Consider the following 13,017-nt stretch of genomic DNA (forward strand, 5'->3'; position numbering starts at 1 on the left):
GGCGTTCGTCCCGGGCGCAGGCTGAGCCCGTTGAGGGGCGCTACACCGTGGAGTAGGCGACGATGCCACGACGGACGGCGTCCAGCGCCTTGCGGGCGGTACCCGCGATCGGCTGGTCCGCGACGATCGACAGCTGGTCGAGCAGGTCGATGGTCTGCTTCGCCCACCGCACGAAGTCGCCCGCCGCCATGTCGGCCTCGGTCAGCACCCGGTCGAGCATGCCGCCGCGCGCCCAGGTGTGCATCGCCAGCGCCAGTCCCGCCGAGACGGGTTCGGTACCGGGCAGCCGGTGCTCCTCCTCCAGGTCTTCGAGCTCCTGCCACAGCGTGAGGGTCGCGTCGAAGGCGTGCCGGAAGGCGCCGCGCGGCAGGCCGTGTTCACCCGGTCCGGCATCGTCGCGCCGCGGCTCGTACACCAGCGAGCACGCGAGCGCGGCCAGGGACGCGGCATCCAGGTCCGTCCAGATCCCCCGGCGCAGCGACTCGGCGACCAGCAGATCGCGTTCCCCGTAGATGCGGCGCATGGTGCGGCCGGAGGGGGTGAGCGTGGTCGAACCGTCGTCGGCGACGGCCACGTACTCGAGCGCGGCGAGCACGTCGACGACGCGGTCGAAGATCCGCGCCACGGTGCCGGTGCGCGTATCGATCTGACGCCGCAGCTTGTCGATCTCGCGCTTGAGCTTCCAGTAGCGCTCGGCCCAGCGGGCGTGATGCTCGCGGTCCGGGCACTGATGGCACGGGTGGCGCTGCATGCGCTTGCGCAGGCTCGTGATGCGACGATTCCGCTCGTCGCGCGTACGCCGTGCCGCACTGACGTCCTTGCGGTTCAGCTTCTCGAGGTCGCTGAGTTCCCGCCGGATGCCGGAGTACTCCGCGAAGTCGCCGCGGTCGCACGTCATCGCCTTGGCGTACCCCGCGAGCGACTCCTCCTGCTCGCGCACCTGGCGGGCGAGGCCCACCACCGCACGGTCGGCCTGGAACTGCGCGAACGAGGACTCGAGGATCTCTCGCGCCCGGGCCCGGCCGAACTGGTCGATGAGATTGACCGCCATGTTGTAGGTCGGGCGGAAGCTGGAGTTCAGCGGATACGTGCGCCGCGACGCGAGGGCGGCGACCGCCTGCGGGTCGAGCGCCTCGGTCCACTGGATCACCGCGTGCCCCTCGACATCGATGCCGCGACGCCCGGCCCGCCCGGTGAGCTGCGTGTACTCCCCCGAGGTGATCGCGACGCGTGCCTCGCCGTTGAACTTCTCGAGCTTCTCGAGCACCACGGTGCGGGCGGGCATGTTGATGCCGAGCGCGAGCGTCTCGGTGGCGAACACGACCTTCACGAGCTTGCGCTGGAACAGCTCCTCGACGACCTCCTTGAAGGCCGGCAGGAGTCCCGCGTGGTGGGAGGCGACCCCGCGCTCGAGATTCTCCCGCCACTCCCAGAAGCCCAGCACCGCCAGGTCCTCTTCGAGCAGCGAGCGGGTGCGTTCCTCGATGACGGCACGGATCTCGCGTCGCTCGTCCTGCGACGTGAGCCGCACGCCGGAGCGTCGCACCTGCTGCACGGCCGCGTCGCAGCCGACGCGGCTGAAGATGAAGAAGATCGCCGGGAGCAGATTCGCCCGCGACAGCAGCTCGACGACGTCAGGCCGGTCCAGCCGCTCGATCCGCTGCACGTTCGCCGAGCGCACGGGCCGCTTATTGCCCCGATTCGGGCGCCGGTGGGATGCCTCGTACCCGCCGCCCGCGTAACGCGCGCGCTCACCGCGGTCGCCGCTGCGCAGCTGCTGGGCCCGCCGGTTGTTCTCGAAGTTCGGTCCCTTGAACGACCGGATCCGCATGAGCTCCTGGTTGACCTGCGCCGTGGCGATGCCGGCGCGGTCGTCGAACAGCGGCAGCAGATCCCCCCGGACGAGCACATGCTGCTCGAGCGGCACCGGACGGGTCTCCGAGACGATGACCTGCGTGTCTCCCCTCACGGTGTCGAGCCAGTCGCCGAACTCCTCGGCGTTCGACACCGTGGCCGACAGGGACACCAGCCGCACGCTGGGCGCGAGGTGGATGATGACCTCCTCCCACACGGCGCCGCGGAAGCGGTCGGCGAGATAGTGCACCTCGTCCATGACCACATACCTGAGGCCGCGCAGCGCCGGCGAGTCGGCGTAGAGCATGTTGCGCAGCACCTCGGTCGTCATGACGACGATGCGCGCGTTGCCGTTGATGTTCGTGTCGCCGGTCAGCAGGCCGACCTCATCAGGTCCGTAGACGTCCTGCAGCTCGCGGAACTTCTGGTTCGAGAGCGCCTTCATCGGCGTCGTGTAGAACGCCTTGTCTCCCGGCGTCCGCATGGCCAGATGCACCGCGAACTCGCCGACGATCGTCTTGCCCGCCCCCGTGGGCGCGGCGACCAGCACGCTGCGGCCGTCCTCGAGTGCGCGGCATCCTTCGATCTGGAACGGATCGAGAGTGAAGCGCTGGGATGCCGCGAATGCCGCCGTGACCGGGTAGGTGCGCTCGAGTCGGGCGGCGTCGCTGGCGCGTGCGTAGCGCTCGGCGGGAGCGGGGTCGCTCACGACACCTCGGGCGGAAGGAGCCCCGCAGCCTTGTCGCGTTTCGCCTTACGCCGGTCGAACAGCATCGAGAGGCCGACCGCGGCGAAGTACAGCACGCACAGGATGCCCCCCAGAAGCAGCATCGAGGTGACGTCCGCGGCGGGGGTCGCCATGGCTGCGAAGACCGTGATGATGATGATGGCTACGCGCCACCCCTTGAGGATGTCGCGGCCCGACACCACGCCGGCGAGGTTCAGGGCGACGAGGAAGACGGGTGTGACGAAGGACACCCCGATCACCAGCAGCAGCTTGAAGACGAAGTCGTAGTACGTGGCGTAGTCGTAGAACTGGGCGATGCCCTGGTCGTTGGGCACGAAGTTCGCCATCAGCACCACCATGTGCGGCATGATGAGCCAGCCGACGTAGAGGCCGGCCATGAACAGCGGGATCGCTGCCCCGAGGAAGCCGATGGTGTAGCGGACCTCCTTGCGGGTGAGCCCGGGCATGATGAACGCCCAGATCTGCCACAGCCACACCGGCGCCGAGATCAGCAGGCCGATCGCGAAGGCGATCCGCATGTGCAGATCGAAACCACTCGCGACCGTCGTGAAGTTGAGGGCGATGTCCTGGTCGCCCCGCTCCTTCGCGATCTGCACGATCGGCTGCGCGAGCAGGTCGATCACCCAGCCGCTGATGAGGAACGCGATGACCATGCCGACCACCAGGCCGGCCGCAGCGATGAAGAATCGCTTCCGCAGTTCGCGCAGGTGCCCGCCGAGGGACATCCGCTTGTCGCGCCGAGGCTGCTCGGGCTCCTCGATGCGCGATGGCTCCGTCGTGACCACGCCCGGGTCAGGAGGACGGGTCTGCGGTGCTGCTGCTCGGGCTGGCGGGCGTGTCGGCCTTCGGAGTCTCGGCCGCGACGTTCTCGGTCTTGGACTTGCCCGCCGTGTCGTCGTCCTTCATCGCCTTCATCTCGCCCTTGAAGACCCGGGCGGACTGACCAACGCTCTTGGCGAGAGCCGGAAGCTTCGCGGCCCCGAAGAGGAGCAGGATCACCGCGAGGATGATCAGAAGATGCGGCCATCCAAATGCGCCCATGCGGAGTCTCCCTTGTCGGTGCGGATGTGGCTCCAGTGTAACCTGCGCCGGCGATGCATCGTCGCCCTCAGCGGTATTGCACCAAGCCGGCTTCGGCCCACTCCGCGACGGCGCGACGCGCACCGGCGGGCTCGAGCACCTCGACGGCGCCTCCTCGGCGTGTCGCGAGACGCCGCAGGCTCAGTTCGTCGGCGACGCGCATGGTCGCGATCGTGACCCCGTCGGAGGTCGCGAGCGTCGCGCGATCGAGGTAGTCGCCCAGCAGCGGCGCGACCTCCTCGGCGAAGCGGATGCGCGCGACGACCTCGCCGGCGTCGGTGTCGAACCAGTCGGGCGCCTGCTCCCCCGCGTGGGTGCTCGGGATGCCGGTGAGCTCGAGGTCGCTCACACGGTCGAGGTGGAAGGTGCGCATCGCCTCGCGAAGGTGGCACCAGCCCTGCAGGTACCACTGGCCGCTGGCGATGTGGACTTTGACCGGGTCGACGGTGCGGGTCGTGGGAGAGGCGTCCGGCGCCTTGTAGGTGAACGAGACCGCGACACCGCGACGCAGCGCGTCGGCCACGAGGTCGCGCACGGCGTCGACCGGCTCGGGAGCGAGGATGACCTCCGCCGGCATCCCGGACGCTCCGCGGGCGAGCTTCGCCAGCAGGCCGGCATAGAGGTCGGTGTCGCCGACACCGGGGATGGAGCGGGCGAGCTGCAGGCCGGCGAGCAGCGCCGCCGCCTCGCGGGCGGTGAGCTTGGGCGACCGCTCGAGGCCGACGGAGTTCGTGATGACGATGAGGTCGCGCTCGTCGAGGAGATCCCAATCGATGTCGAACAGGTCGTTCGCCATCTGCCAGTAGCCCCGGTCGCCGGGCAGCCCGATCACCGTGAGCTTCTCGACCATAGAGCGCATCTGCTCGGGTGAGACATCGAACTCGTCGGCGGCCTCGGCGAGCGAGACCTCGCCCTTGCCCACGAGATACGGCACGAGCTGCAGCATGAGCGCGGCCCGATCGGTCGCCACCAGCGGGCGGCGCGCGCTCATGACGCTCCCCGATGCAGGTCGCGTGCTGCGGCGAGGCGGTCGATCACGCGATCTCGCAGCTCGGCCGGTGCGACCACGCGCACTTCGGGTCCGTACGAGGCGAGCTCGTCGGCGAAGATGTGCTCGTCGACGTAGGGCACGCGGATGCCCTGCTCGGCCGGCTGCGCGCGGCGGGCGAGCCGGAGGGCGGCCTCGGTGCCGGGATTGACCTCGAGGAGCGCCGAGTTGCGCGCCGCGACCGCCTCGAGGCCCGCGAGGGCGCGGTCACCGGCGCCCTCGCGTAGAGCAGGGTCGAACGAGACGCGTGTGAGCACGACCGGCCCGACGATGCGCTGCAGGAGGAAGGTGCGATCGGCCCGGACGTCGAGGTCGATGCCGAACACGTGCCAGCGGCCCTCGTACTCGACGAGGGCGAGCGGCTGCACACGGCGCGTGCGCGGCGCGTCCTCGCCGGGCTTGAGGTAGGGGAAAGTGACGACGGTGCTCTGCTCGATCGCCTGCTGCAACGGCGGGAAAGCAGGATCGTGCAGGCTGAGCCGGGGCGAGAAGCCGATGATCGGCTCGTCGACCAGATCGCCGAGCGCCCGGATCTTGCGCAGACCGCTGCGCGCGTCGTCCGACATCGAGCTCTGACTCCACACACCGCCCGCGAGAGTCAAGAGCGCCAGCTCGGCAGGCGTGAACTCGATGTCTTCGGGCAGCTCGTACTCGGCGGTCGGCACGCGGTAGCGCGCTTCGCGCAGGTCGTCGGGGTCGGCCCAGTCGCCGATCGTCTCGATCGGCACACCCAGGCCGCGCAGCGACTCCTTGTCGCGCTCGAACATCTTCTCGAGCGCATCCTTCGAGGCACCCGCCTCGCTCTGCTCGCGATAGCCGGCGACCGAGGTGAGGATGGTGTCCTTGGTCAGCCCCTGGTCGGTCGCGATGAGGGCCACCACGAGGTTGACAAGGCGCTCCTCGGGCGGGATCTTCGCGGCGGCAGTGGCAGGCACCCGCCTATCTTAGGGCCGCGCACGGCCCCGCAGACGAACGCCGGGTCACTCCTCGGGTGCGACGTCCAGACCCAGGATGTCGATGACGAACACGAGCGTCGAGTCCGCCGGAATGGCGCCCTGGGCCTCATCGCCGTAGCCCTGGTCGGGCGGCACCACGACGAGGACCTGCGAGCCGACCGTCTGGCCCTCGAGCGCCTGAGCGAAGCCCGGCACCACGCCGTCGAGCGTGACCGACGCCGGCTCGCCGTCCCACGTGCTGTCGAAAGCCTCGTTCTCGCCCCACACCACGCCGGTGTAGTGCACGCGCACCGGCTGGTCGCCGGTCACCTTCTCGCCGGTGCCCTTCTTCAGCGTCTGGACGACGACATCGGTGGGCGGAGCTCCATCGGGGATGATGAGGCCCGGGCGGCCGTCGGGCGCGCGCACGACGCTGGGCAAGCCGAATCCGCTGTTGAACTGGTTCGCACCGTCGGCGGCGGGCAGGTACACCTTCCGCACGTCGATGATCGCGACCGCGGTGTCGTCGTCGGCCAGGCCGAAGCCCTTGGCCACGCCGTCCGCCATGTCGTCGGGCGACAGCGCGACCGCGATGCGCGAGCCGTCGGTCGCGCACTGGAGCGCGTCTTCGAAGCCCGGGAAGTTCGTGGTCCACTGCGCGGGGGACGTGACGCTCGACAGATCGCCGTCGTACGCGGTGGCGACGAGCGGCTCGCCGGTGGTGCCGCTGAACAGCGCGACATCGACGACCATCAGCTGGTTCTGTGCGGTGATCGGTGTTCCGTCGCCGACGACCACGTCCTCGTAGGCGAGGTCGTGCGCGCGCAGCGGCGTGTACACGTCGACCTCGGGCTGCTCGTCGGTGTCGCCGGTGACGTCGATGAGGTCCATCACGTCGGCGTCGGACACGGCGGGACGAGAGCAGTCGGACGACGAGCCGGGCATCGAGCATCCGGCCAGGCCGACGGTCACCAGTCCCAGGACGGCGAGGGCAGCGGGGATCTTGCGCACCGGAACAGTCTAGGCGGTGCCGTCGGGCGCGCCCGCGCGTCCCGCCGCCTGACGGGCCCCCTCCGCCGCACGCTCCGCCTCGCGGACGCGCTTGCGCAGGTTCTTGTCGGTGATCTGCCGGTCGCCGACCGCACCGGGCGTCCACAGCTCGACGTCCTCGTCGCCGTAGCTCGACTTCGACGCGCGACGCTTGACCTCGGGTGCGACGGCGCCCGGCGCCAGCCGGCGCGCCCAGATGAGGAAGCCGGTGTGGGCGACCATCCGGTGGTCGGGGCGCACGGCGAGCCCTTCGACGTGCCAGCCGCGCACCATCGTCTCGTTCGCGCCCGGCTCGGTGAACAGCCCCGTGCTGCGGATGTACTCGGCGACACGGCTGAGCTGCGTCGCTGTCGCGACGTAGCAGACCACCACGCCGCCGGGCGTGAGCGCCTCGGCGACGGCGTCGATGCACTCCCACGGCGCCAGCATGTCGAGGACGACGCGATCGACGGATGCCGCAGCCACCGTAGTCGTCAGCTCCTCGGCGAGATCCCCCACGACGACGTCCCAGTTGCCGGGGACCTCTCCGATGAACGTCTCGACGTTGGCACGGGCGACAGCGGCGAAGTCGTCCCGGCGCTCGAACGACACGAGCCTCCCGGCGTCGCCGATCGCCCGCAGAAGCCAGAGCGACAGCGCTCCCGACCCGACGCCGGCCTCCACGACGGTGGCGCCGGGGAAGATGTCGGCCTCCGCGAGGATCTGCGCGGCATCCTTCGGATAGACGATGGCGGCGCCGCGCGGCATCGACATCACGAAATCGCGCAGCAGCGGGCGCAGCGCCAGGTACTCGTGGCCGCCGCTGTTGGCGACCACGGAACCATCGGGCTGGCCGATCAGCTGCGTGTGCTTGAGCACGCCGTGGTGCGTGTGCAGCTCGCCGTCCTCGCGCAGCGTGATGGTGTGGAGGCGTCCCTTGGGACCGGTGAGCTGAACGCGATCGCCGAGTCGGAACGGGCCGCTCGGGCGGGTGATCTCGTCGGTCATCGTGCATTCTCCTCGACGGCGGTGGCGCCGCCGGCGCGCAACCGCGCCCGGTGCGACTGATGGAAGGCGGTCAGGTCGTCGACGGTTCGTCCGTCGAGGGTGTCCCACAGCACGTGCGCGCCCGCGCCGGTCAGAGACACCATGAGCGGCACCCCGATCACCGACGCACCGGACGCGACCGCCGCGCGCACGCCCGTCGACGAGTCCTCGATCGCGACGGCCTCGGCAGGGCTGACACCGAGGAGTTCGCATGCCTGCAGGTAGGCGTCGGGATACGGCTTCGGCCGCGTCGCGTCGTCGCCGGCGATGACGACATCGAACGCGTCGAAGTCGATCAGATCGACGACCGCCCGCGCCATCCGGCTCAGCGACATCGTCACCAGCGCCGTCTTGACGCCGTTCGCGCGCAGATCCGCGAGCAGCTCGCGAGCACCGGGGCGGAACGGCACGCCCGTGGTGGCGAGCTGACGCATCACGTCGTCCGTCAGATGGTCGACGATGTCGCGGACACCCATACGAACACCCTCGGCCTGGAAGACGCCGGCCGAGTCCTCGAGTCCCGCGCCGACGAGCTGCAGCGCCTGCTCGTGCGACCACGTGCCGCCGAAGCTCTCGACCAAGGTGGTCTCCGCTGCCATCCAATAGGACTCGGTATCGACCAGGGTGCCGTCCATATCCCAGAGGACGGCGGCGAGAGGAGGCGCATTCACCGTGCAATCCTACCGACGGGGCTCCGACCGTCCGCCGAGAGGGGGGCATATCCTGGAGGGAGCCCGCGGCCGATGCGGGCGGAGGGGGTCCCGTGGACGGACTGGGTCGTCGTGTTCTCGTCGCTGCATTCGACGGATGGAACGACGCGGGCGAAGCCGCGTCCTCCGCGATCACGCAGCTGCGCGAGGGCGGCTCGTACGAGACGGTGTTCTCCGTCGACCCCGAGCTCTACTTCGACTACCAGTACACCCGCCCCCACATCGCCGCCGATGCGGATGGCCGACGCACCCTGCAGTGGCCGGAGGCCACGCTGCTGCGCCCCGCGCGTGCCACCCGTGGCACGCAGCTGTGGCTGCTCACGGGCGTCGAGCCGGCTCGCGCGTGGCAGGCGTTCTCGTCCGAGTTCGTCGACATCGCCCTGCGGGAGGACATCACGGGCTTCGTCGCGATCGGCTCGATGATGTCGGACGTGCCGCACACCCGCCCGATCTCGGTGTTCGCGGGCAGCGACAACGAGAACCTCCGCAACACGCTCGAGCTCGAGCGCAGCTCCTATGAGGGTCCCGTGGGCATCCTCAGCGTTCTGGGCGACGCCGCGGAGCGCGCCGGCATCCCGACGGCGAGTCTCTGGGCCAGCGTTCCGCACTACGTCGCCGGTCACACCCCGTCGCCCAAGGCGACGCTCGCCCTGCTCGACAAGCTCGAAGACCTGACCGGCGCGCCGGTGCCCCGCGGCGACCTCGCCACCGAGGCGGCCGCCTGGGAGGCCTCGATCGACGCGGCGGCGGCGGACGACGAGGAGATGACCGACTACATCCACCAGCTCGAGCGCACGCGCGACACCTGGGATTCGCCCGAGGCGTCCGGCGACGCGATCGCGCAGGAGTTCGAGCGGTACCTTCGCCGGACCGACGGCAAGCCGGGCGACGGGCCGAGCAAGCCCGGACGCGACGACCCGCGCCGCTGAGCGGCATCCGCTCGCACGTCGTCCGCCGTCGGCTCTTCTACGGGTTGATGACGCCCATGCTGAGCAGCACCAGCAGCAGCGACCCCAGCGCGACGCGGTAGACCACGAACGGCAGGAAGCTGTGCTTGGAGATCCAGTTCATGAAGAACGCGATCACGCCGAGCGCGACGATGAAGGCGATGCCGGTGGCGACGGCCGTCTCGCCGAGCGTGAAGACGCCGGGCTCGTCGAGACTCTTGACCAGCTGGAAGAACCCGCTGCCGAACACCGCGGGGATGGCGAGCAGGAACGCGTAGCGGGCGGCGGCGGCGCGCTCGTAGCCCATGAAGAGTCCGGCGGTGATGGTGCCGCCCGAGCGTGACACGCCCGGGATCAGGGCGAGCGACTGCGCGAAGCCGTAGATCACGCCCTGGCCGATCGTGATGTCTTCGAGCTTGCGTCGTTTCGCACCGACGTGGTCGGCGATGCCGAGCAGCACGCCGAAGAAGATCAGCATGCCCGCCGTGATCCAGAGCGAGCGCAGGACGGTCTCGATCTGGTCCTGGAAGAGCAGGCCGAGCACCACGATCGGGATCGAGCCGATGATGATGAGCCAGCCGAGCTTCGCGTCCGGATCGTTGCGCGGGATGCGCCCCAACAGGGCGCGGAACCAGTGCCCGATGATGCGCACGATGTCGCGCCAGAAGAAGACCACGACCGCCGCCTCGGTGCCGATCTGCGTGATCGCGGTGAAGGCGGCACCCGGATCCTGCGCCGAGGGCAGGAACTCGCCGAGGATGCGCAGATGCGCGCTCGACGAGATCGGCAGGAACTCGGTCAGTCCCTGGACGAAGCCGAGGATGATCGCTTCGAGAAGCATGGGCGCCTTTCAGACGGGCCTGACGGCTGCCGCGGTGTCGCGGCGTCCGTCCGGGACTTCAGTAGGTGCGGAGCAGGTCGGTGAGCACAGTCTGGCCGAAGACCAGCGCGTCGATCGGCACGCGCTCGTCGACGCCGTGGAACATGCCTGTGAAGTCGAGCTCGGCCGGCAGCCGCAGCGGGGCGAATCCGTAACCGGAGATGCCCAGTGCGGCCAGCGCCTTGTTGTCGGTGCCGCCGCCCATCAGGTACGGGACGACCGGTGCGCCGGGGTCGTGGCGGCCGAGTGCCGCCACCATGGCGTCGACGAGGTCGCCGGAGAACGGCACCTCGAGGCCGATGTCCTGATGGACGACCTCGACGTCCACGCCGTCGCCGACGATGCGGCGGATGTCGGCCAGGGCAGCCTCCTCGGTGCCCGGCAGAACGCGCACGTCCACGAGCGCCTCGGCGCGGTCGGGGATGACGTTGTGCTTGTAGCCCGCGACCAGGCCGGTCGGGTTGGTCGTGGTGCGCAGCGTCGAACGCAGGAATCCGGATGCCGCGCCGGTGGCTGCCGCGACGGCATCCGCGTCGTCCGATGCCTGGCCGGTCAGCTCGGCGAGGCGTGCGGTCATCTCGCGGGTGGTGTCGGTGAGCGTCACCGGCCACGCCGTGCGGCCGAGTGCCGCGACGGCCTCCGCGAGGCGTGTGACGGCGTTGTCGGCGTGGAAGCTCGAGCCGTGCGCGGCACGCCCGCGCGCGACGAGCCGGATCCACACCAGTGCCTTCTCCCCCACCTGGAGCAGGTACGCGTGGCGGTCGCCGACCGGGATCGAGTAGCCGCCGACCTCGCTGATGGCCTCCGTTGCGCCCTCGAACCAGCCTGGGCGATCCTTGACGACGAGTGCGGAGCCTTCGACACCGCCGTTCTCCTCGTCCGCGAAGAACGCCAGGACGAGGTCGCGCTCCGGCTGCTCGCCGGAGCGGAGGATGTCGGCCACCGAGGTCAGGATCATGGCGTCCATGTCCTTCATGTCCACGGCGCCGCGGCCCCACAGCATCCCGTCGCGGACGACGCCCGCGAAGGGGTCGACGCTCCAGTCGTCGGCGATCGCCGGGACGACGTCGAGGTGGCCGTGCAGCACGAGGGCGGGCTTGTCGCGATTGCGGCCCGGGACCCGCGCCATGACGTTCGTGCGGCGCAGGATCGGCTCGTAGAACTCGGGCGTCAGTCCGAGGTCCGACAGGTAGGCGCCGACGTACTCCGCCGCCTCCCGCTCCCCCGCCGCCCGGCCGCCGCCATGATTGGTCGTGTCGAAGCGGATGAGATCGCGCGCAACGGCGGCGACTTCGGGAAGCTCGGCTTCAGGCATGCGGACAAACCTCTCATCTGACGAAAGAAGGCCCCCTTTCGGGGGCCTTCTTCACTGTGCGCGAGGGGGGACTTGAACCCCCACGCCCGTTAAAGGGCACTAGCACCTCAAGCTAGCGCGTCTACCTATTCCGCCACCCGCGCAAGGTGGTTTTCGGTTTCGCAACCGAGGAATGACATTACCACGTCACCGGAGGTTCAACGAATCGCGGGGCGCCCGGGCGCGTCACCCCATCGAGACGCCGAACAGCAGACCGAGGAGGTACGTGACGGCGGCCGCGCCGAACCCGATCGCGAGCTGCCGGAGCGCCCGGCGGAGCGGCGGAGCGCCCGACAGGAGGCCGACGGCGGCGCCGGTCGACATCAGCGCGACCCCGACGAGGACGAGCGCCAGCACGACGGCCGCGAGCCCCGAGAGACCGAAGATCCACGGCAGCACCGGGATGATCGCGCCCGAGGCGAAGAAGAGGAAGCTCGAGAGCGCCGCCGCCCATGCGCTGCCGACGACGTCGCCGTGATCGGGGACGACGATCGGGCCGGTCTCGGCGCGGCCCTGCCCGGCGGACCGCGCCGCTTCGACGATGCGCCGGGCCCGCGCGATCGCCTCGGCCTCCGGCATCCCGCGCGTCCGGTACACGAGCGCCAGCTCGTTGGCGTCGATGTCGAGGTGAGGGATGGCGCCGTCGGCGAAGTCGCTCGGCTCGGTGGCGGCCAGGAGCTCGCGCTGCGAGCGCACCGAGACGAACTCCCCCGCGCCCATCGAGAGGGCGCCCGCGAGGAGGCCGGCGATGCCGCTGAACAGCACGAACTGGCTCGACACGCCCGTGGCGCCGATGCCCATCACCAGGGCGAGGTTCGACACGAGGCCGTCGTTGGCGCCGAACACGGCGGCCCGGAAGGTGCCGGACAGGCGACGGCGCCCCCGGGCTGCGAGGCCGCGCACCACCTCGTGGTGCACCTTCTCGTCGGCCGCCATGGTGGCCGTGGCATAAGGCTCGTCGTCGTAGGGCGAGCGTGCCTCCGCGCTCTGGGCCAGCGCGAGCACGAAGATCGACCCGAAGCTCTTCGCCATGCTGCCGAGCAGGCGGGTGCGCACGTCGGGCCGCGGCAGCCGCGCCGGCTCCGCACCCAGCAGCTCGAGCCAATGCGCTTCGTGCCGCCCCTCGGCCTCGGCGAGCGCGAGGAGGATCTCGCGCTCCTCGCCGTCACGGCGGCCGGCGAGCTCGCGATACACGCGCGCCTCGGCGCGCTCGTTCACGAGGTACTGCGCCCAGCGGCGGCGATCTCGGTCGGTCGGTGCGGTGGGCGCGCTCACTCGGGCCTCCAGTCGGGGGTGGGACTCGTCAACGCTAGTCAGCCCCCGGTCCTCGACCGGTCCCGAATCCAGGATTGCCAGCATTTCGGGGTTCCGAACCGCCCTCGCCG

General features: G+C 70.3%; 12 protein-coding genes and 1 tRNA gene. 1 reads left to right on the top strand and 12 read right to left on the bottom strand.

Annotated features, from left to right (window positions below; genetic code table 11):
- Positions 1–40 precede the first annotated feature (40 nt).
- From ACI3KY_RS01410 to ACI3KY_RS01445, 8 genes are all read right to left on the bottom strand, one after another.
- On the bottom strand, positions 41–2,563 hold the full coding sequence (locus ACI3KY_RS01410; protein WP_404928417.1) for a DEAD/DEAH box helicase: 2,523 nt from the start codon (positions 2,561–2,563) through the stop codon (positions 41–43).
- The gene (gene tatC, locus ACI3KY_RS01415) at positions 2,560–3,327 is read right to left on the bottom strand and encodes a twin-arginine translocase subunit TatC (protein ID WP_404928463.1); all 768 of its coding nucleotides are present in this window, start codon (positions 3,325–3,327) and stop codon (positions 2,560–2,562) included. The genes ACI3KY_RS01410 and tatC overlap by 4 nt, the downstream gene beginning before the upstream one ends.
- A 67-nt stretch (positions 3,328–3,394) precedes the next feature.
- Positions 3,395–3,643, bottom strand: coding sequence for a Sec-independent protein translocase subunit TatA (tatA, locus tag ACI3KY_RS01420; RefSeq protein ID WP_194415545.1), 249 nt, complete (start codon positions 3,641–3,643; stop codon positions 3,395–3,397).
- A 67-nt stretch (positions 3,644–3,710) separates the two neighbouring features.
- A complete protein-coding gene (locus ACI3KY_RS01425; protein ID WP_404928418.1) occupies positions 3,711–4,673 on the bottom strand; it encodes a helix-turn-helix transcriptional regulator in 963 nt (320 codons plus the stop codon).
- Positions 4,670–5,665 carry a helix-turn-helix transcriptional regulator gene (locus tag ACI3KY_RS01430; RefSeq protein ID WP_404928419.1) on the bottom strand — a complete coding sequence of 332 codons (996 nt, stop codon included), beginning with the start codon at positions 5,663–5,665 and terminating at the stop codon, positions 4,670–4,672. Before ACI3KY_RS01430 ends, ACI3KY_RS01425 begins: the two co-directional genes overlap by 4 nt.
- 45 nt (positions 5,666–5,710) lie before the next feature.
- Positions 5,711–6,676, bottom strand: coding sequence for an FKBP-type peptidyl-prolyl cis-trans isomerase (locus ACI3KY_RS01435; protein ID WP_404928420.1), 966 nt, complete (start codon positions 6,674–6,676; stop codon positions 5,711–5,713).
- Positions 6,677–6,685: 9 nt separating this feature from the next.
- Positions 6,686–7,702, bottom strand: coding sequence for a tRNA (adenine-N1)-methyltransferase (locus ACI3KY_RS01440; protein ID WP_404928421.1), 1,017 nt, complete (start codon positions 7,700–7,702; stop codon positions 6,686–6,688).
- A complete protein-coding gene (locus tag ACI3KY_RS01445; RefSeq protein WP_404928422.1) occupies positions 7,699–8,412 on the bottom strand; it encodes an HAD family hydrolase in 714 nt (237 codons plus the stop codon). The genes ACI3KY_RS01440 and ACI3KY_RS01445 overlap by 4 nt, the downstream gene beginning before the upstream one ends.
- 92 nt (positions 8,413–8,504) lie before the next feature.
- Here ACI3KY_RS01445 and ACI3KY_RS01450 point away from each other — a divergent pair, with 92 nt between their 5' ends.
- Positions 8,505–9,380, top strand: a complete 876-nt coding sequence (locus tag ACI3KY_RS01450; protein ID WP_404928423.1) for a PAC2 family protein — start codon at positions 8,505–8,507, stop codon at positions 9,378–9,380.
- 37 nt (positions 9,381–9,417) lie between these two features.
- On the opposite strand, the gene ACI3KY_RS01455 is transcribed toward ACI3KY_RS01450, so the two are convergent.
- The 4 genes from ACI3KY_RS01455 to ACI3KY_RS01470 all read right to left on the bottom strand — a co-directional run bounded on the left by ACI3KY_RS01455 (position 9,418) and on the right by ACI3KY_RS01470 (position 12,907).
- Positions 9,418–10,239 carry an undecaprenyl-diphosphate phosphatase gene (locus tag ACI3KY_RS01455; RefSeq protein WP_404928425.1) on the bottom strand — a complete coding sequence of 274 codons (822 nt, stop codon included), beginning with the start codon at positions 10,237–10,239 and terminating at the stop codon, positions 9,418–9,420.
- 58 nt (positions 10,240–10,297) lie between these two features.
- The gene (locus ACI3KY_RS01460) at positions 10,298–11,593 is read right to left on the bottom strand and encodes a M20/M25/M40 family metallo-hydrolase (RefSeq protein WP_404928426.1); all 1,296 of its coding nucleotides are present in this window, start codon (positions 11,591–11,593) and stop codon (positions 10,298–10,300) included.
- A gap of 57 nt (positions 11,594–11,650) precedes the next feature.
- Positions 11,651–11,736: transfer RNA gene (locus ACI3KY_RS01465), tRNA-Leu, on the bottom strand.
- A gap of 82 nt (positions 11,737–11,818) precedes the next feature.
- Positions 11,819–12,907, bottom strand: coding sequence for a VIT1/CCC1 family protein (locus ACI3KY_RS01470; protein ID WP_404928427.1), 1,089 nt, complete (start codon positions 12,905–12,907; stop codon positions 11,819–11,821).
- Positions 12,908–13,017 lie beyond the last annotated feature (110 nt).

This window comes from Microbacterium sp. ZW T2_14, assembly GCF_044987405.1.
GTDB lineage: Bacteria > Actinomycetota > Actinomycetes > Actinomycetales > Microbacteriaceae > Microbacterium.

Bases quoted from the DNA above. Each gene is read 5' to 3' on its own strand.
- tatC (WP_404928463.1), bottom strand. From the start codon at position 3,327: ATGTCCCTCGGCGGGCACCTGCGCGAACTGCGGAAGCGATTCTTCATC.
- tatA (WP_194415545.1), bottom strand. From the start codon at position 3,643: ATGGGCGCATTTGGATGGCCGCATCTTCTGATCATCCTCGCGGTGATC.
- ACI3KY_RS01425 (WP_404928418.1), bottom strand. From the start codon at position 4,673: ATGAGCGCGCGCCGCCCGCTGGTGGCGACCGATCGGGCCGCGCTCATG.
- ACI3KY_RS01440 (WP_404928421.1), bottom strand. From the start codon at position 7,702: ATGACCGACGAGATCACCCGCCCGAGCGGCCCGTTCCGACTCGGCGAT.
- ACI3KY_RS01455 (WP_404928425.1), bottom strand. From the start codon at position 10,239: ATGCTTCTCGAAGCGATCATCCTCGGCTTCGTCCAGGGACTGACCGAG.
- ACI3KY_RS01460 (WP_404928426.1), bottom strand. From the start codon at position 11,593: ATGCCTGAAGCCGAGCTTCCCGAAGTCGCCGCCGTTGCGCGCGATCTC.